The 17537-nt window shown below is 71.5% G+C and carries 14 protein-coding genes and 1 pseudogene; 10 read left to right on the top strand and 5 right to left on the bottom strand.

Features of this window, described 5'->3' with window-relative positions; translation table 11 throughout:
• Window positions 1-2 precede the first annotated feature (2 nt).
• The 7 genes from LOK55_RS05730 (at window position 3) to LOK55_RS05700 (ending at window position 9328) form a co-directional block, all read left to right on the top strand.
• Complete coding sequence (locus LOK55_RS05730; protein WP_229934613.1) at window positions 3-2294, top strand: carbon starvation CstA family protein; 2292 nt, start codon at window positions 3-5, stop codon at window positions 2292-2294.
• A 36-nt stretch (window positions 2295-2330) separates the two neighbouring features.
• Complete coding sequence (locus tag LOK55_RS05725; protein ID WP_374107624.1) at window positions 2331-2624, top strand: YbdD/YjiX family protein; 294 nt, start codon at window positions 2331-2333, stop codon at window positions 2622-2624.
• A gap of 272 nt (window positions 2625-2896) precedes the next feature.
• The gene (locus LOK55_RS05720; RefSeq protein WP_229934612.1) at window positions 2897-4099 is read left to right on the top strand and encodes a sensor histidine kinase; all 1203 of its coding nucleotides are present in this window, start codon (window positions 2897-2899) and stop codon (window positions 4097-4099) included.
• Window positions 4096-4818: a LytTR family DNA-binding domain-containing protein gene (locus tag LOK55_RS05715; protein WP_229934611.1), complete on the top strand. Its 723-nt coding sequence runs from the start codon at window positions 4096-4098 to the stop codon at window positions 4816-4818. The genes LOK55_RS05720 and LOK55_RS05715 overlap by 4 nt, the downstream gene beginning before the upstream one ends.
• On the top strand, window positions 4815-5228 hold the full coding sequence (locus LOK55_RS05710) for a heavy metal transporter (protein ID WP_141381099.1): 414 nt from the start codon (window positions 4815-4817) through the stop codon (window positions 5226-5228). Before LOK55_RS05715 ends, LOK55_RS05710 begins: the two co-directional genes overlap by 4 nt.
• The gene (locus tag LOK55_RS05705; protein ID WP_229934610.1) at window positions 5225-6682 is read left to right on the top strand and encodes a cation acetate symporter; all 1458 of its coding nucleotides are present in this window, start codon (window positions 5225-5227) and stop codon (window positions 6680-6682) included. Before LOK55_RS05710 ends, LOK55_RS05705 begins: the two co-directional genes overlap by 4 nt.
• 120 nt (window positions 6683-6802) lie before the next feature.
• Window positions 6803-9328 carry an RNA helicase gene (locus LOK55_RS05700; protein WP_229934609.1) on the top strand — a complete coding sequence of 842 codons (2526 nt, stop codon included), beginning with the start codon at window positions 6803-6805 and terminating at the stop codon, window positions 9326-9328.
• Between the two features lie 238 nt (window positions 9329-9566).
• Here the strand turns inward: LOK55_RS05700 and LOK55_RS05695 are convergent, their stop codons facing one another.
• The gene (locus tag LOK55_RS05695) at window positions 9567-10028 is read right to left on the bottom strand and encodes a DIP1984 family protein (protein WP_229934608.1); all 462 of its coding nucleotides are present in this window, start codon (window positions 10026-10028) and stop codon (window positions 9567-9569) included.
• A gap of 125 nt (window positions 10029-10153) precedes the next feature.
• Here LOK55_RS05695 and recQ point away from each other — a divergent pair, with 125 nt between their 5' ends.
• Window positions 10154-12118, top strand: a complete 1965-nt coding sequence (gene recQ / locus LOK55_RS05690) for a DNA helicase RecQ (RefSeq protein ID WP_229934683.1) — start codon at window positions 10154-10156, stop codon at window positions 12116-12118.
• A 171-nt stretch (window positions 12119-12289) separates the two neighbouring features.
• On the opposite strand, the gene LOK55_RS05685 is transcribed toward recQ, so the two are convergent.
• Complete coding sequence (locus tag LOK55_RS05685; protein ID WP_229934607.1) at window positions 12290-12502, bottom strand: hypothetical protein; 213 nt, start codon at window positions 12500-12502, stop codon at window positions 12290-12292.
• A 38-nt stretch (window positions 12503-12540) separates the two neighbouring features.
• Between LOK55_RS05685 and LOK55_RS05680 the strand changes: the two are divergent.
• A pseudogene (locus LOK55_RS05680) lies at window positions 12541-13518 on the top strand (MFS transporter); the annotation flags it as partial.
• Between the two features lie 45 nt (window positions 13519-13563).
• Here LOK55_RS05680 and LOK55_RS05675 read toward each other — a convergent pair.
• Window positions 13564-14121 carry a pyridoxamine 5'-phosphate oxidase family protein gene (locus LOK55_RS05675; protein WP_229934606.1) on the bottom strand — a complete coding sequence of 186 codons (558 nt, stop codon included), beginning with the start codon at window positions 14119-14121 and terminating at the stop codon, window positions 13564-13566.
• An 84-nt stretch (window positions 14122-14205) separates the two neighbouring features.
• Here LOK55_RS05675 and ddaH point away from each other — a divergent pair, with 84 nt between their 5' ends.
• On the top strand, window positions 14206-14967 hold the full coding sequence (gene ddaH, locus LOK55_RS05670; protein ID WP_229934605.1) for a dimethylargininase: 762 nt from the start codon (window positions 14206-14208) through the stop codon (window positions 14965-14967).
• Between the two features lie 20 nt (window positions 14968-14987).
• Here the strand turns inward: ddaH and LOK55_RS14215 are convergent, their stop codons facing one another.
• Entirely contained in the window at window positions 14988-15875 is an 888-nt protein-coding gene (locus tag LOK55_RS14215) for a universal stress protein (RefSeq protein ID WP_229934604.1), read from the bottom strand.
• On the bottom strand, window positions 15872-17353 hold the full coding sequence (locus tag LOK55_RS05660; protein WP_308066640.1) for an amino acid permease: 1482 nt from the start codon (window positions 17351-17353) through the stop codon (window positions 15872-15874). The genes LOK55_RS14215 and LOK55_RS05660 overlap by 4 nt, the downstream gene beginning before the upstream one ends.
• Window positions 17354-17537: the final 184 nt, after the last annotated feature.

Raw genomic sequence — 17537 nt, 5'->3', positions numbered from 1 at the left:
CGATGACAGCACCCTCTTCGCGCGCCCGAGACGGCGCGCTCGCCGACGACGAGCCCGAGATCGTCAGCGATCCGAACCTTCCGCCGACGTCGCTGACGCCCGAGCAGGATGCCCGTGATAACCGCTGGACGCCGACGAAGATCGTGATCTGGATCGCGATCGCCCTGCTCGGCGGTCTCGCGTGGGTCATGCTCGCGCTCGTGCGCGGCGAGACCGTGAACGCGATCTGGTTCGTGTTCGCGGCAGTCTGCACGTATCTGATCGGCTACCGGTTCTACTCGAAGGTGATCGAGCGGTACATCACGCGGCCGAACGACAAGCGGGCGACTCCCGCCGAGGTGAAGTCCGACGGCAAGGACTACGTGCCCACCGACCGGCGCGTGCTCTACGGCCACCACTTCGCCGCGATCGCCGGCGCCGGACCGCTCGTCGGCCCCGTGCTCGCCGCGCAGATGGGCTACTTGCCGGGCACGATCTGGATCATCGTCGGTGCCGTGCTCGCCGGCGCCGTGCAGGACTACACGGTGCTCTTCTTCTCGATGCGCCGCGGCGGTCGCACGATCGGCCAGATGGCCCGCCAGGAGCTCGGCCGGATCGGCGGCACCGCGGCGATGATCGCGTCGCTGCTGATCATGCTCATCATCGTGGCGATCCTCGCGCTCGTCGTCGTCAACGCTCTCGGCGAGAGCCCGTGGGGCGTGTTCTCGGTCGCCATGACGATCCCGATCGCGCTGTTCATGGGCGTGTACCTCCGGTACCTCCGCCCCGGAAAGGTCACGGAGGTCTCGATCATCGGCTTCGTGCTGCTGATGGCCGCCATCATCGGCGGCGGCTGGGTCGCCGGCACCGAGTGGGGCCAGGCGCTGTTCCACCTCGACAAGACCACGATCGCGTGGGGCATCATCATCTACGGCTTCATCGCCGCGATCCTGCCCGTGTGGCTGCTGCTCGCGCCCCGCGACTATCTGTCGACGTTCATGAAGATCGGCGTCATCGTGATGCTCGCCGGGGCGATCCTCATCGCCCGCCCCGAGATCACGGTGCCCGCCCTCACCGAGATCGGCAAGACCGGTCTCGGACCGGTGTTCGCCGGGCCGCTCTTCCCGTTCCTGTTCGTGACGATCGCCTGCGGCGCCCTGTCGGGATTCCACGCGCTCATCTCGTCGGGCACGACCCCGAAGCTCATCGAGAAGGAGCGGCAGACCCGCTTCATCGGCTACGGCGGCATGCTCATGGAGTCGTTCGTGGCGATCATGGCGCTCGTCGCCGCCCTCTCGATCGATCAGGGCATCTACTTCGCGATGAACTCGCCCGCCGCCCTCACCGGCGGCACGGTCGAAGGCGCGGTCGCGTTCGTGAACTCGCTCGGGCTCACCGGCTCGCCACTGACCGCCGACATGCTGACGACGACCGCCGCGAACGTCGGCGAGGAGTCGATCGTCTCGCGCACCGGTGGCGCCCCGACCCTCGCCCTCGGCCTCGCGCACATCATGCAGCAGGTGCTCGGCGGCCAGGGGCTGATGGCCTTCTGGTACCACTTCGCGATCATGTTCGAGGCCCTCTTCATCCTGACCGCGGTGGATGCCGGCACGCGCGTCGCGCGCTTCATGCTGCAGGACTCGATCGGGGCCTGGTTCCCCAAGTTCCGCGACGTCACGTGGCGCCCGGGAGTCTGGATCTGCACGGCGATCATGGTCGCCGGCTGGGGGTACATCCTGATCCTCGGCGTCACCGACCCGCTCGGCGGCATCAACACGTTCTTCCCGCTGTTCGGCATCGCCAACCAGCTGCTCGCCGCGATCGCGCTCGCCGTGGTGATGGCGATCGTCGCCAAGCGCGGGCCGAGCTACGTGAAGTGGCTGTGGATCATCGCGGTTCCGATGGTCTTCACCGCCGTCGTGACGATCACGGCGTCGTGCTACAAGATCTTCTCGCCGGTGCCGGCGATCGGATACTGGGCGAACCACTTCAAGTACCGCGCCGCGCAGGATGCCGGTGACGGCAGCCTCGGCAGCCCTGAGGTGGTCGGCGCGGTCATCCGCAACACCGCCGTGCAGGGGACGCTGTCGATCGTCTTCGTCGTGCTCGCGATCGTCGTGATCATCGCCTCGATCGTGGTGACGATCCGCGCGATCCGGGACGGTGGCGGCGAGAACACCGAAGACGTGCCGGTGGCCTCGCGCCGCTACGCGCCGGCCGGCCTCATCCCGACCGCCTCCGAGCGCGAGCTCGAGAAGGAGTGGGAGCCGATCCTCGCCGAGGAGCGGCACGAGCTCGCCCGGCGGGGGCACTGATCCCGGGCATCCGGGTCGTGTAAGGAGAGGTTGACGATGAGCGCCGTTCACAACGTCGGAGATTCTGTCGCGGAGACGTGTTCCGAGCCCCTGATCGGGGGGTCGGGCGCCGATTCTCCGACGTTGTGGACGCGCGCCTGGCGGCAGACGGCGCGGGCGGCAGGCGCCGTCCGCTGGTACATGACGAGTCTGATGGGCGACAGCGCCTATGCGACCTATGTCGCGCACCAGCGGCGCCATCACCCCGACGCCCCGCCCGTCACCGAGCGGCAGTTCTGGCGCGACCGAATGGACGACCAGGACCGCAACCCCGGAGCCCGCTGCTGCTGAGCGGTCCGTACTCGAATGGCGTCGCCGGCAGGCGGCGCCATTCGCGGCTCCGCCGGGGCCGGTCGACGAGGGGTCCCGTTCAGAACGTCGGAGATCCGGTCGTGGGGACCCGGTTTGGGCCTCTCATCGGGGCGCGGGAGGCGGATTCTCCGACGTTGTGGACACGGGCCGGCGATGACCCCGGCGCCGGCCGCGGGGACAGGCCCCGCGACAGCCCCGCGACAGCCCCGCGACGGCGGGCCGGCGCGGAGCCCGATGCGTAAGCTCGGATCATGACCGAAGCCACCGCCTGGGCGGCCGTGCTCGGCGCCGCCAGCGGCGCGCTCATCACGGTGCTGCTCGTGCTCGCGCGGCGGCTGGCGAGGGGCGGGGGAGACCTCGGCAGCGACGCGGAGCAGGCCGCCTACCGGGCGCTCCACGAGGCCGGGCTCGCCGCGACGCACCTGCGGGGCGGGCTCGCCGGCGGCGACCTCGACCGCGCGGCGCGGCACCTGCGCTCCCTCCTCGGCTCGGCGACGGTCGCGCTCGTGCACGAGGGGCGCGTCGTCGCGCTCGACGGCGAGACGAGCGACGCGGTGCAGGATGCCGCGGTGAGCCTCGCGGCGCGAGTCGCCGACTCGGGGCGCCGGCAGGTGACCGGCGGCACCGACGGCGAGGGGAAGGGGATCGTCGGCGCGCCGATCGTCGTCGACGGCCGGGTGGTGGGGGTGCTCGTCGCGGTCGCCGACCCGATGCGCGCCGCGCTCGTCCGCGCCGTCGGAGAGGTCGCCGACTGGTGCGCGGCGCAGCTCGCCCTCGGCGAGCTCGACGCCTCCCGCGCGGCGCTCGCCGAGGCGGAACTGCGGTCGCTGCGGGCGCAGATCTCGCCGCACTTCATCTACAACGCGTTGACGGCGATCGCCTCGTTCATCACGACCGAGCCGGCCCGCGCGCGGGAGCTCGTGCTCGAGTTCGCCGACTTCACGCGCTACTCCTTCCGCCGGCAGGGCGAGTTCACGACGCTCGCCGAGGAGCTCCGCAGCATCCACTCGTATCTCGAACTCGAGCGGGCGCGCTTCGGCGACCGGCTGCAGGTGGTGCTGCGCATCGCGCCCGAGACGCTCGCGACGGTCATCCCGTTCCTGTCGGTGCAGCCGATCGTCGAGAATGCGGTGCGGCACGGCCTCGAGCCGGGCGAGCGCGGCGGCGGCATCCGCATCGAGGCCCGCGACGACGCGACCCACACCGAGATCCTCGTCGAAGACGACGGTGTCGGCATGGACCCCGAGGCGCTGCGCACCCTGCTCAACACCGAGGCCGACGGCGCTCACGTCGGCATCCGCAATGTCGACCTGCGCCTGCGGCAGCTCTACGGTCCGGCGGGCGGGCTCGTCGTCGAGACCAACACCGGCGCGGGGACGCTCGTGCGGATGCGCGTTCCCAAGTCGCAGCCGCAGCATGACCTGGCCCTGCACACCGGCGGGGTGCGCACGTGATCGACGTGCTGGCCGCGGATGACGAGGCGCCGGCGCTGGCCGAGCTCGCGCACCTGCTGCGTGCCGATCCGCGCGTGGGCGAGATCGTCACGGCGTCGTCGGGCGCCGACGCGCTGCGCCGGCTGAGCGTGCGACCGGTCGACGCCGCCTTCCTCGACATCCACATGCCCGGCCTCGACGGCATCGCCCTGGTCGCCGCGATGCACCGGCTGATGGTGCCGCCGGCGGTGGTGTTCGTCACGGCCGATGACAGCCGGGCCGTCGACGCGTTCGAGGTGCGCGCCGTCGACTACCTGTTGAAGCCGGTGCGCGCCGAACGCCTGCGCGGCGCTCTCGACCGCATCGTGGAGCTGCGCAGCACCGCACCCGACGACGAGGTCGTGCCGGTCACGCTCGGGTCGTCGGTGCGGTTCGTGCGCCGACGCGACGTGCAGTGGGTGCACGCCGAGGGCGACTACTCCCGCCTGCACACCGACGACGGCGCGCACCTCGTGCGCCTGCCCATCTCCGAGCTCGACGAGCGGTGGTCGCCGCACGGGTTCGTGCGCGTGCACCGCTCCTATCTCGTGCGGATCGCCGCGATCACCGAGGCGCGCCTCACCGGCGGAGAGCCGGTCGTGGTCGTCGCGGACGCCCCGCCGCTGTCGATCCCGGTCAGCCGGCGGATGCTGCCCGCCGTTCGGGAGAGCCTCGTCCGCGCCCGCGAGGCCGGCCGGTGAGCGACGCCCCGCGCCGGGTGCGGGTGTCGGCGGACGTTCGCGGCGACCGCCCGGCGCGCGCTCGCGGCGCCCCTCGCGGCTCGCAGCCGGGCACCGGCGCGCTCCGCGTTCCGGGCGGGGCCGGTGCGGGCTTCGACGAGGTCGACGCGGTGTATGCCACGGCGCTCCGCCGCACGCAGCTGCGCCTCGCCCTCGGCACCGTCGCGGGCTTCGTCGTCGTGATGGTCGCCGTCACCGTCGCGATCGTCCTCATCCCGGAGCTCGGCGTCGTCTCGGTCGGGGGAGTGCCGCTGTCGTGGCTGCTGCACGCCTTCGCGTTCTATCCCGTGATCGTGCTGTTCGCGGTGCTGTACACGCGTGCCGCCGCGCGCAACGAGCGCCGCTACCTCGCGCTCCGGGAGCGCGAGTGAACGCCGCGCTCGACCTCCTCGCGGTCGTGATGGTGATCGTCGCGACGGTGCTCATCGGGGCGTACGGCCTGCGCGTCTCGCGTACGACGAGCGACTTCTTCGTGGCATCCCGCACCGTCCGCCCCGTGTGGAATGCGTCGGCGATCAGCGGCGAGTACCTGTCCGCGGGCACGTTCCTGGGGCTCTCCGGCCTCGTGCTGCTCGACGGGGTGCGCGGGTTCTGGTTCCCGATCGGGTACGCCGCGGGGTACCTGCTCGTGCTCGCGTTCGTCGCCGCGCCGCTGCGCCGGAGCGGCGCGTACACGATCCCCGACTTCATCGAGGCACGGCTCGAGTCGCCGCTCGCGCGCCGCGTCACGAGCGTCGCGGTGCTCATCATCGGATGGCTGTACATCGTGCCGCAGCTGCACGGAGCGGGCATCACGCTCGACGTCGTCGCCGACGTGCCGCCCTGGGTGGGCGGAGTCGTGGTGGCCGTGCTCGTCGCGGCGCTCGTCGCCGCGGGCGGGATGCGCTCGATCACCTTCGTGCAGGGCTTCCAGTACTGGCTGAAGCTCACGGCGCTCCTGGTGCCGGTCGTCGCGATCGTGTTCTCGTTGCGCGGCGCGCCGACCGAGATCGACCCCGCCGTGGCGTTCCCCGCCGAAGCCGGCCCGAGCGGCATCGACGCCTATGCGACCGGGTCGCTCCTGCTCGCGCTCCTCCTCGGCACGATGGGGCTGCCGCACGTGCTCGTTCGCTTCTACACGAGCCCCGACGGCGCGTCGGCGCGGCGGACCACCGTGCTCGTCGTGGTCATGGTCAGCGCGTTCTACGCCGTCTCGAGCGCGATGGGCCTCCTCTCCCGCATCGCGGCGCCCGACCTCGCGCACCCCGGGGCCGCCGACACCGTCGTGCTCGTGCTGCCCTCGCGGATCTTCCCGGGGCTCGTCGGCGAGCTGCTCACCGCCCTCATCGTCGCGGGGGCGTTCGCGGCGTTCCTCGCGACCTCGGCCGGCCTCGTCGTGGCGCTCGCGGGCGTCGTCAGCCAAGACGTGTTCGGGGGAACCGTGCGATCCTTCCGCGTCTCGGCGCTCCTGTGCACCGCGGTGCCGCTCGTCATCGCGCTCGTCACCGCGCCCGCCGGGCTCGGGTCGAGCGTCGGGGCGGTGTTCGTCTTCGCGGCATCCTGCCTCTCGCCCATCGTGCTGCTCGGAGTGTGGTGGCGGCGCCTCACCGCGCGCGGAGCGGTCGCCGGGATGGTCGTCGGCGGCGGGGCGTGCGCGCTGTCTCTCCTCGTCTACACGGCCGTCGGCGGCGTGGGGCTCGCGGCGCCCTACCTCGCCGAGCCGGCGGCATGGACGATCCCGCTCGCCACGGTCGTCACGGTCGTCGTCTCGCTCACCGACCGCACCGGTCCGCCGGCGCGCACCGATCGCTACCTCGCGCGGCTGCACGTGCCGGAGCGCGGGTAGGGCGGGGGTCGGCGATACCGGGCCTCGTTCGGTCGCCGGCCCGACCCGCGCCGTCGCCCCAGGCAGCGCAACCCCGGCGCCGGCGGCCGGGGCGGGGCATCCGCCTGGCAGACTCGAGGGATGAGTTCGTCGATCCTCCTGCCCCAGGCCGTGCCGCCGGGAGCATCGGCGGATGCCGCGTATGACGGTTTCGTCACCTGGGCGGCCGGTCGCGGGCTGACGCTGTACCCGGCCCAGGACGAGGCGGTGATCGAACTCGTCTCGGGGGCGAACGTGATCCTGTCGACCCCGACCGGAACCGGCAAGTCGCTCGTCGCGATCGCGGCGCACGCCGCGAGCCTTGCCGGAGGTGGCCGCTCGTACTACACGGCGCCCATCAAGGCGCTCGTGAGCGAGAAGTTCTTCGCGCTTGTGGAGATCTTCGGCGCCGAGAACGTCGGCATGGTGACGGGCGACTCGTCGGTCAATCCCGACGCGCCGATCGTCTGCTGCACGGCCGAGATCCTCGCCAACATCGCGCTGCGGCAGGGGGCGGACGCCACCGTCGACCAGGTCGTCATGGACGAGTTCCACTTCTACGGCGACCCCGACCGAGGGTGGGCGTGGCAGGTGCCACTGCTACTTCTGCCGCGCGCGCAGTTCCTGCTGATGTCGGCGACGCTCGGCGATGTCACCGACATCGCCGACGATCTGGCGCGGCGGACGGGACGCGCCGTCGCCCAGGTGACGGGCGTCGAGCGACCCGTGCCGCTGCACTTCTCGTACGAGCGGAGACCCGTGCACGAAGTGCTCACGATGCTCGTCGACGAGCAGGAAGTCCCCGTCTACATCGTCCACTTCGCGCAGGCGGCGGCTCTCGAGCGGGCGCAGGCGCTGGCATCGGTGACCCTCACGACTCGGGCGCAGCGCGACGAGATCGCGGCGGCGATCGGCGGATTCCGGTTCACGACGGGGTTCGGCGCGACGCTGTCGCGCCTCGTGCGGGCCGGCATCGGCGTGCACCATGCCGGGATGCTGCCGCGCTACCGCCGGCTCGTCGAGACCCTCGCGCAGCGCGGGCTGCTGAAGGTGATCTGCGGCACCGACACGCTCGGCGTCGGCATCAACGTGCCGATCCGCACCGTCGTGATCACGGCGCTGTCGAAGTACGACGGGACGAAGATGCGCCAGCTGACGGCGCGCGAGTTCCACCAGGTCGCCGGGCGCGCGGGGCGGGCCGGCTACGACCCGTACGGCAACGTCGTCGTGATGGCGCCGGAGTGGGAGATCGACAACGCCGTCGCTCTCGCCAAGGCGGGCGATGACCCCGCCAAGCGCAAGAAGATCGTGCGCAAGAAGGCGCCGACGGGCGTCGTCAGTTGGGGTGAGGGGTCGTACGAGCGACTCATCGCCGCGGCCCCCGAGCCGCTCGTGCCGCAGCTGAAGCTGTCCGCCGCGATGCTCATCAACGTCATCGGCCGCGGCGGCGATGTGTTGGGGAACGTCCGTTCGCTCGTGTTCGACAACCACGAGCCGCGGGCGCGGAGGTACGAGCTCGCACGCCGCGCGATCGCGATCTTCCGCACGCTCGTCGACGCCGGCATCGTCACGACGGGGGAGGGCATCCACCTCACCGTGGACCTGCAGCCCAACTTCGCGCTCAACCAGCCGCTGTCGCCGTTCGCGCTCGCCGCCATCTCGCTGCTCACGCCGGAGGATGACGTCGCGGGCGGTGGAGTCGGGACGGGGCACTACGCGCTCGATGTCGTCAGTATCATCGAGTCGACGCTCGACGACCCGCGCGCGATCCTGTCGCAACAGGAGTACAAGGCGCGCGGCGAGGCTGTGGCCGCGATGAAGCGCGACGGCATCGAGTACGACGAGCGCATGGCGCTGCTCGAGGAGGTCACCTGGCCCCAGCCGCTTGCAGACCTGCTCGCCCAATCGTTCGAGGTGTTCGCGTCGAGTCAGCCCTGGGTGCGTGACTTCGAGCTGAGCCCCAAGTCGGTCGTGCGCGACATGTTCGAGCGTGCGATGTCGTTCGCCGAGTTCGTCTCCTTCTACCAGCTGCAGCGCAGCGAAGGGCTGGTGCTCCGGTACCTGTCGGATGCCTATCGGGCTATCCGCCAGACGGTGCCGGCCGACGCCCGCACCGACGAGCTGATGGACGTGATCGAGTGGCTCGGCGAGCTGGTGCGGCAGGTGGATTCGAGCCTCGTCGACGAGTGGTCGGCGCTCGTCGACCCGTCGGCGGTGCTGCCGGAGGACGGCGCGCCCGTCGTGCCGCCGGCACCCCCGTCGATCCTCACCAATCGGCGCGCCTTCACGGTGCTCGTCCGCAACGAGCTGTTCCGGCGGGTGCAGCTCGCGGCGCTGCAGGACGACGACGCCCTCGTCGCGCTCGATCCCGACGTCGACTGGCCGGCGGCGCTCGACGCGTACTTCGACGATCACGACGAGATCCTCACGGGCGGCCCGGCGCGCTCACCGCGCCTCATCGCGATCGACGAGACGGATGCCGGCCCTTCGGGCGTCTGGCGCGTCGAGCAGACGATCGACGACCCCGCGGGCGACCACGACTGGCGCATCCGCGCCGTCGTCGATCTTGCGGCATCCGCCGCGGAGGGGGCGGCGGTCGTGCGCGCGACCGAGATCGTGCGCCTGTAGACGCCACCGCGCGAAGAGTCCCCGAACCCACCCTCGCCCACAGCACCCGGTGCGCGGTTGTGCAGGGTACGACGTGCGTCGTGACCTGTCACGGTGCGGGGCTGCGTCGTAAGAGGATCGGCTGCCCATCGCCGTGCAGAGGCCGAAATTGCCCCTTCGGCCAGGGGTTGCACCCGCTGTGCTGTCGGTTACCGACTCGCGCTGTGAAGTTGTGCGGCCCGCCCTCGGCCTATCCGGCCTATTCGGCCAGGTCGACGGTCCAGTTCGTCTGCTGGATGCGGGCATCCAGCTCGCGCAGCTCTCGGGCGACGACGTCGGCCTGAGCGCGGACGGCCGGCACGTCGAGAGCGGCGATCTGGCGCAGCTCGGAGCGCAGCTGGCGCTGGCCGCCGTGCCCGGTCGCGGCCTCTGCGGCCGACGAGAGCACGCTGTGGCGAAGGCGCAGGGTGTCACGAGCGGCGAGCGCATCGGAGAGCGTCCGACCGTCATCGAGGCGGACGGATCCGTTCGTGCGGTTGATGGCCGCGATCAGCGTCTCGAGCTGCTGCGTGACGGCGACCGCTTCGCGCAGGAGCGCTGCGGCATCCTCGGGCGGTGCATCGCCCTCTTGATACCGCGCGGACGCGGCGATGCGGGAGCGGAGCTGTTCGAGCCGGGTCTGAAGGTCGGACCGCGCGGCGAGGGCCTCGGCGAGTTTCACCCACCCAGCCTGTCACGCCGGCGCGGGGGATGCACCCCCGTGTCCGCCGCCGCGATTAGCCTGAGACGGTGAGCTCCCCCTCCTTCGACGACCCGTATGCGGATGTTCCGTGGGACGTCGACGAGATGCTTCCGCCGGATGACCCCGACGCGCCCCCGCCGCCGGAGTTCGACGGGTATGCCGGCGCGCTCGCACGGCAGACGGCTGCCGCCCCTCGACAGGCCCGCAGCCCGGCCGTCCGCGAGGGCGCGCCGATGCCTGTCCGCACGGGCCGCGACCACACGGGCGCCGATCCGCGCGCCGTGCTCCACGAGGTGTTCGGCTACGACGACTTCCGGGGCGATCAGGCCGCGATCGTCGCCCAGGTGGTGGCCGGAGGCGACGCGGTCGTGCTCATGCCGACCGGCGGCGGCAAGTCGATCACGTACCAGGTGCCCGCCCTCGTGCGGCCGGGCACGGGTCTCGTGATCTCGCCGCTCATCGCCCTGATGCACGATCAGGTCGATGCGCTCGTCGCCAACGGCGTGAACGCCGCCTACCTCAACTCGACGCAGTCGTCCGCCGAGCGTGCCGCCGTCGAGCAGGCCTACCTCGCGGGCGAGCTCGACCTGCTCTACGTCGCCCCCGAGCGGCTGAGCGGGGCCACCACGACCGCCCTCCTGCAGCGCGGGCGCCTCAGCGTCATCGCGATCGACGAGGCGCACTGCGTCAGCCAGTGGGGCCACGACTTCCGCCCCGACTACCTCGCGCTGGGCGACCTCGGCGAGCGGTTCCCGGGCGTTCCGCGCATGGCGCTCACGGCGACCGCGACGCGCGCGACCCACAAAGAGATCACCGAGCGCCTGCGCCTGCCCGCGGCGAAGCACTTCGTCGCGAGCTTCGACCGCCCGAACATCCAGTACCGCATCGAACCCAAGGTCGACCCGCGGCGCCAGCTGCTGCAGTTCGTCCGCGCGCAGCCCGAGGGCTCGGCGGGCATCGTCTACGCGCTCAGCCGCAAGTCGGTCGAGCAGACGGCCGAGTACCTGCGCACGCAGGGCGTCGACGCGCTGCCGTACCACGCGGGGCTGGATGCCGGCATCCGTGCCCGCCATCAGTCGCGCTTCCTGCGTGAGGACGGCGTCGTGATGGTCGCGACGATCGCGTTCGGGATGGGAATCGACAAGCCCGACGTGCGGTTCGTGGCGCACATCGACCTGCCGAAGTCGGTCGAGGGCTACTACCAGGAGACCGGGCGAGCCGGGCGCGACGGCGACCCGGCGGTCGCGTGGATGGCGTACGGGCTCGGCGACGTCGTGCAGCAGCGCCGCCTCATCGACCAGTCGCCCGGCGAGCGCGCGTACAAGATCCGCCTCGGGCAGCACCTCGACGCGATGCTCGCCCTGTGCGAGACCGTCGCCTGCCGACGGCAGAACCTCCTGGCCTACTTCGGCCAGGAGTCCGGTCCGTGCGGCAACTGCGACACGTGCCTGCAGCCCGCCGACACGTGGGACGGGCTCGTCCCCGCGCAGAAGCTCCTGTCGACGATCATCCGCCTTCAACGCGAGCGCAACCAGGCGTTCGGGGCGGGGCACCTGGTCGACGTCCTGCGCGGAGCATCCACCGAACGCATCCGCCAGCAGGGGCACGACTCCCTCGCGACCTACGGCATCGGCGCCGACCTCAGCGACCAGGATTGGCGCAGCGTCATCCGGCAGCTGCTCGCGCGCGGCGTCCTCGTGGCGCGGGGCGAGTACGGCGTGCTCGCGGTCGGCGACGAGGCTGCGGCGGTGCTCCGTGGTGAGGCGCCGGTGCCGCTCCGGCGCGACGTGCTCGGGCGAGGCGGAACGGCCCGCGTGAAGAAGTCGCCGTCGGCGGATGCCGTGGCGGAGGGCGATCGCGACCTCTTCGAGGCCCTCCGCGCGTGGCGCGCCGGCGCCGCGAAGGAGCAGGGAGTGCCCGCGTACATCGTCTTCGGCGACGCCACGCTGCGCGCTCTCGCCGAGCAGCGGCCGGCGTCGGCCCAGGCGCTCGAGGGCATCACCGGCATCGGCGCCAAGAAGCGCGAGGCCTACGGCGACGCCGTGCTCGCCGTCGTCGCCGCCCACTGATCCCCGCCCCCCGCCCGCCCACGCGCCCGGCTTGCCCCGCGCCCGCCCGGCGCCCGCCCAGCATCACCCGCGAGAGAACAACGTCCGGCCGAGAGAACGGGTGCCACCCGATCTCTCGGCCGCCAGGTGTTCTCTCGCGGGCCGGGCCGGGGCCGGCCGGGCCGGGGCGGGTCAGGCGAAGCGGAGCTCGGCGGCCTCGTCGGCGAGCGCCTGGCGCACGGCGGACAGCGCCGGGTGCGCCCCGCGCGAGGCGCGTGCGGCGGTGAAGATCGTGCGGTGCGGGTCGTCCGGCAGGGCGAGCAGCCGCAGGCGCGCCCGCGCCCCCGCGTGCACGAGCCCCGGCAGCAGCGCGACCGCGTTCCGGGGGTGAGTTCGCCGGGGCATCCACCTACGTCGCCGAGTTCTCGCCCGATCGCTCGCGCGGGTTCTGGGCGTCGATGCTGAACATGGGCTCGTATCTCGGCTTCGCCGCGGGCGCCTCGGTCGTCGCGATCTCGACGGTGAGCTTCGGCGAGGACATCATGCTCGACTGGGGCTGGCGCGTGCCGTTCCTCCTCGCCCTGCCCCTCGGCGCGGTCGCGATCTGGTTCCGCATGCGCATTCCCGAGACGCCGAGCTTCGAGGCCGCGGCGTCGACGGAAGACGCGTACACCGACCCGCGAGACCCCCGCGTGCGCCACGGTCTCGGCGGCATCGTGCGCTACTACTGGAAGGCGATCCTCATCGGCATCGCGATCGTCGCCGCCGAGGGCACCGCCGGCTATGCGCTCACGAGCTACATGCCGACGTATCTCGAGAAGGAGATCGGCGTCTCGAATCTGGATGCCGCGGTCGCGACCATCCCGGTGCTCGTCGTCATGTCGCTGTGTCTGCCGTTCATCGGCCGGCTGTCCGACCGCATCGGCCGCAAGCCGGTATACGTCATCGCCGTCGGGTCGACGTTGGCGCTCATGGTGCCGGCGTTCGCGATCCTCCAGATCGGCGAGGAGTGGGCGGTGTTCGTCGCCCTCAGCTTGGTGGCGATCCCGGTCGCGTTCTACGTCTCGATGACCGCGTCGGCGCTCCCGGCCCTCTTCCCGACGCCGTCGCGCTTCGGGGGTATGGGGCTGACGTACAACATCGCGGCCTCGCTGTTCGGCGGCACGACGCCCCTCATCGCGAACGCGCTGGTGGATGCCACGGGCAACAACTTCATGCCGGCGTTCTACATCATGTTCTTCGCCGCGCTCGCGGGCGTCGCGCTCTTCGCGATGGCCGAGACGGGCAAGCGTCCGCTCCTCGGGTCGGTGCCGACGGTGGGCAGCGAACGCGAAGCGGAGGAGCTCGTCGACACGCAGGACGACAACCCCTACATCGACACGACCACGATGCCGCTGCCGATCCTGTCCAGCGGCGAGTAGGTCCCGCGTGCGGGGATGCCCGGGCAGGCCCGGCATCCCCGCACGTCAGGCGGGATCGAGTGCGGGCAGCCCGTCGAGGCTCTGCGTGTTCTTCTGCCTGCGGTAGGCCGCGAGGCCGTCGGGGCCCTTCTTGTCGGCCCACGGGCCCATGATGCCGCGCTCTCCGCCGTCGACGAGCTCCATGCGGGGAACGCCCCACCCGCACGAGTCCGCGATCCGGTGGATGTCGACGACGATGACCGCCCGCGCACCGGCGGGCAGGCCGGGGTGCGCCGACAGCACGTCGTCGAAGAGCGCCTCGCCCGGCAGCACGACGCTCCCGCGGCCGTGCAGACGCACGATGCGCGGCCGCTGTTCGAATGCGGTGAACATCACGCAGATGCGGCCGTTCTCGCGCAGGTGGGCGATCGTCTCGGCTCCCGAGCCGGTGAGGTCGACCCAGGCGATCCGGCGCGGACCGAGCACGCTGAAGCAGTCGAGTCCGCGTGGTGAGACGTTCACCAGCCCGTCGTCGGCGAGCGGCGCCGTCGCGACGACGAACATCGGCTGGCGCGCGATCCACGCCGCCAGGTTCTCGTCGATCTCCTCGAACACGGTGCCCATACGGCCACGCTACTCCCGCCGGCCTGCGCGCCCGCCGCCCGCCCCGACTGGTTGGCGGGCGCGCACGGGCCCTAGGCTGTGGCCATGCCTCGTATCCTCGTTCGCCGTCCGTCGCCGCGCCTCGCCGAAGGCGAGCTGACCCACCTCGAACGCGAACACGTCGACGCCGACCTCGCGCTGTCGCAGTGGCGCCAGTACGTCGACGCGTTCCGTGCGCAGGGCTGGGAGGTCACCGAGGTCGACCCCGCCGACGAGCACGCCGACGGCGTGTTCGTCGAGGACAGCGTCATCGTGTTCGGCGACATCGCGGTCATCGCCCGCTCCGGAGCCGAGTCGCGGCGTGGCGAGTCGGTGACGACCCGGGCGGCGATCGACGCCCTCGGCATCCCCGCGGTCGCGATCGAAGAGCCCGGCACGCTCGACGGCGGCGACGTGCTGAAGATCGGGCGCACCGTGTACGTCGGGCAGACCCTTCGCACGAACGATGCCGCGATCGCGCAGCTGCGCGACCTGCTGGCGCCGCGCGGCTGGGAGGTCGTCGGTGTGCCCGTCACGCGCCGCCTGCACCTCAAGAGCGCCGTCACCGCCCTCCCCGACGGCACCGTGATCGGCTACCCCGACGCGGTGGACGACCCGGCCGCGTTCCCGGTCTTCCTCCCGGTTCCCGAGGAGCACGGCACCGCGGTCGTCGTCCTCGACGAGAACACCGTGCTGATGTCGTCGGATGCGCCGGAGACGGCGGAACTGTTCCGCTCGCGCGGCCTTGAGGTCATCACGACCCCGATCACGGAGTTCGAGAAGCAGGAGGGGTGCGTCACCTGCCTCTCCGTGCGCCTGCGCGACTGAGCGGCGGCGCCGGGCGTCGTCTACCCGCCGGCGCCCGGGACGACCACCACCGGAACGGGGGAGTTGCGCACGATCTTCGACGCGCTCGACCCCAGGAACACCTGCGCGAGCCGGTGCGTCGACGACGACCCGACGACCATGATGTCGCCGTCCTCCCACGCGACCGAGGACACGGCGGTGGGCCAGTCGGGGCCGGTCGCGAGGACGAACTCCACATCGTCGAGACCCAGTGCGGCGAGATGCTCGCGCGCCTCCGTCTGCGCCGCGGCGGCCTGCACGTTCCACAGGTCGATCACCTGCGTCTCGGAGTGCGACACGCTGTTCGTGACGGGCCGGCGGGCCGGAGTCACGAGGAACGTCACGACCCGCAGGCGTGCACCCTCGGTGCGGCTGAGTTCGGCGACGCGGTCGAGCAGCGACCAGCCGGCGTCATCGTCGCGGAAGCCCACCGTCACGCGCTCCACGCCGCTCGTCGTGCGGTAGGAGCGCGGCGCGATCGCGACCGGCAGGGTCGACGAGTGCACGAGCCGGTCGGTCTTGGAGGTCAGGCGCACACGCCCGGGCTCGGCATCCTTCGCCGAGCCGACGACGATGATCCAGGCATCCCTCGCGGCGGCCTCCTCCATGAGCGTCGCCGGCACCGAGCGGCCGACGACCCACGCCGCTTCCGCCTCGAGGCCCGGATGCTCGGCGAAGTCGGCCCGCGCGAGCTCGGCGCTCTGGCGCCCCTCCTCCGCGGCCCACAGCTCGTACTCGCGGTCGGTGCCCGCCGCAGCGGGTGTTCCCCAGCCGCGCGGCACGACCGAGAGCGCGATGACCGGCTCGGGGCGCGAGCGCGCGAGCTGGAAGGCCAGCTCGATCGCGCTGCGGTCGTCGTTGCGGGGGCCGTAGCCGACGAGGTAGCTCACCGCTCGTCCTCCGGGTGGATCGGCTCGGAGATCTCCTCTTCCGAGACGTAGTGGCTGAGAGTCGCGTGCCGTCGCCCGTACAGCAGGTAGAACACGAACACGAACACGAGCGCGAGCCACGAGACGCAGATGACCCAGGTGATCGGGCGCAGGCTCGTCAGCACGTACACGCAGACGACGATCGTGAGGATCGGGACCACCGGATAGAACGGCACCTTGAATGGGCGTTCGAGCTCGGGGTTGCGGCGGCGGAGCACCATGAGCGACAGAGCGACGACGCTGAAGGCGACCAGGGTGCCGAAGGACACGCTGTCCCAGAGATAGTCCGACGGCACGAACCCGGCCACGAGCGCGACGAGGATCGACACGACGACCGTGTTGAACACCGGCGTGCCGTACTTCGGGCTCACCTGCAGGAACTTCTTCGACACCATGCCGTCGCGCGAGATCGAGAAGAGGATGCGCGTCTGCCCGTACAGGGTCACGAGCGTCACCGAGAACACCGAGATCACGGCGCCGGCGGAGAGGATGGTGGCCCAGATCGGCATGCCCGTGACGAGCTCCATGATCTTCGCGAGGCCGGCCTCGCCCGCCTCGGGCGTGCCGAACCACGCGACGGGCTGAGCGGCGAGGCCCGCGATGCACACGAGCACATAGAAGCCCGTGACGATGGCCAGGGCGCCGAGCAGTGCTCGCGGGATCGCCTTCTGCGGGTTCTTGACCTCTTCGCTCGCCGTCGCCACGGCATCCAGACCGATGAACGAGAAGAAGATCACCCCGGCGGCGCCGCTGATGCCGGCCGCCTGTCCGAAGAAGTTGTCGAAGTGGTCGGCCAGGAAGGCGGAGAAGCCGATGACGATGAACATGGTGAGCACGCCGAGCTTGATCAGCACCATGATCGCGTTGATCGTGGCCGACTCGGAGGCGCCGCGGATGAGGAGCAGCATGCACATGATGACGAGCACGATCGCCGGGAGGTTCACGATGCCGCCCGTCGCGACGCCGTCGTCACCGGGCACGAAGGAGTGCGACAGCTCGGGCGGCAGCTGCCATCCGAACAGGTGGCCCAGCAGTTCGTTGAAGTAGCCGCTCCATCCGACGGCGACGGCCGACACGGCGACGCCGTACTCGAGCAGCACGCAGCCGCCGACGAGCACCGCCGCCCCTTCGCCGAGGGCGTGGTAGCTGAAGGAGTAGCTCGATCCGCTCACGGGGATCGCGGAGGCCATCTCGGCGTAGCAGAGGGCCGAGAGCCCCGCCGCGAGCGCGGCGAGGAGGAAGGAGATGATGACCGCCGGCCCCGCGAGGGGGATGGCCTCGCTCAGCACGAAGAAGATGCCCGTGCCGATCGTGGCGCCGACGCCGAACATCATCAGCTGGAACGTGCCGAGGTTGCGGGCGAGCTCCTCGCCCTCGCGGTGCTGGCGCTGGAAGACGATCGGCTTGCGCCGAGCGAGTTGCTGTCCGAGTGGCATCATGGCGGCCTCCGTGAGAGGTGGGAGCGGCGGCTGTAGCAGGGTGGGCCAAGTATGGTGCCCCGTTGTGGGCCAGGACAAGCCGAGCCCGGCAGGTGGAACGCCGTCTCAACGGTCGTGGGTTTGGGTGTCGCCACAGGATGCCCGCGTGTTCGCCCGAGCACTTTTGTCGGCATCCTTCAGCGGT

Source organism: Microbacterium sp. F2E, assembly GCF_020905435.1.
GTDB lineage: Bacteria > Actinomycetota > Actinomycetes > Actinomycetales > Microbacteriaceae > Microbacterium > Microbacterium lacticum.
This window is presented reverse-complemented; position numbering and strand designations above follow the sequence as displayed.

Bases quoted from the DNA above. Each gene is read 5' to 3' on its own strand.
- LOK55_RS05730 (WP_229934613.1), top strand. From the start codon at position 3: ATGACAGCACCCTCTTCGCGCGCCCGAGACGGCGCGCTCGCCGACGAC.
- LOK55_RS05725 (WP_374107624.1), top strand. From the start codon at position 2,331: ATGAGCGCCGTTCACAACGTCGGAGATTCTGTCGCGGAGACGTGTTCC.
- LOK55_RS05720 (WP_229934612.1), top strand. From the start codon at position 2,897: ATGACCGAAGCCACCGCCTGGGCGGCCGTGCTCGGCGCCGCCAGCGGC.
- LOK55_RS05700 (WP_229934609.1), top strand. From the start codon at position 6,803: ATGAGTTCGTCGATCCTCCTGCCCCAGGCCGTGCCGCCGGGAGCATCG.
- recQ (WP_229934683.1), top strand. From the start codon at position 10,154: ATGCTTCCGCCGGATGACCCCGACGCGCCCCCGCCGCCGGAGTTCGAC.
- LOK55_RS05685 (WP_229934607.1), bottom strand. From the start codon at position 12,502: ATGCCCCGGCGAACTCACCCCCGGAACGCGGTCGCGCTGCTGCCGGGG.
- LOK55_RS05675 (WP_229934606.1), bottom strand. From the start codon at position 14,121: ATGGGCACCGTGTTCGAGGAGATCGACGAGAACCTGGCGGCGTGGATC.
- ddaH (WP_229934605.1), top strand. From the start codon at position 14,206: ATGCCTCGTATCCTCGTTCGCCGTCCGTCGCCGCGCCTCGCCGAAGGC.
- LOK55_RS05660 (WP_308066640.1), bottom strand. From the start codon at position 17,353: ATGATGCCACTCGGACAGCAACTCGCTCGGCGCAAGCCGATCGTCTTC.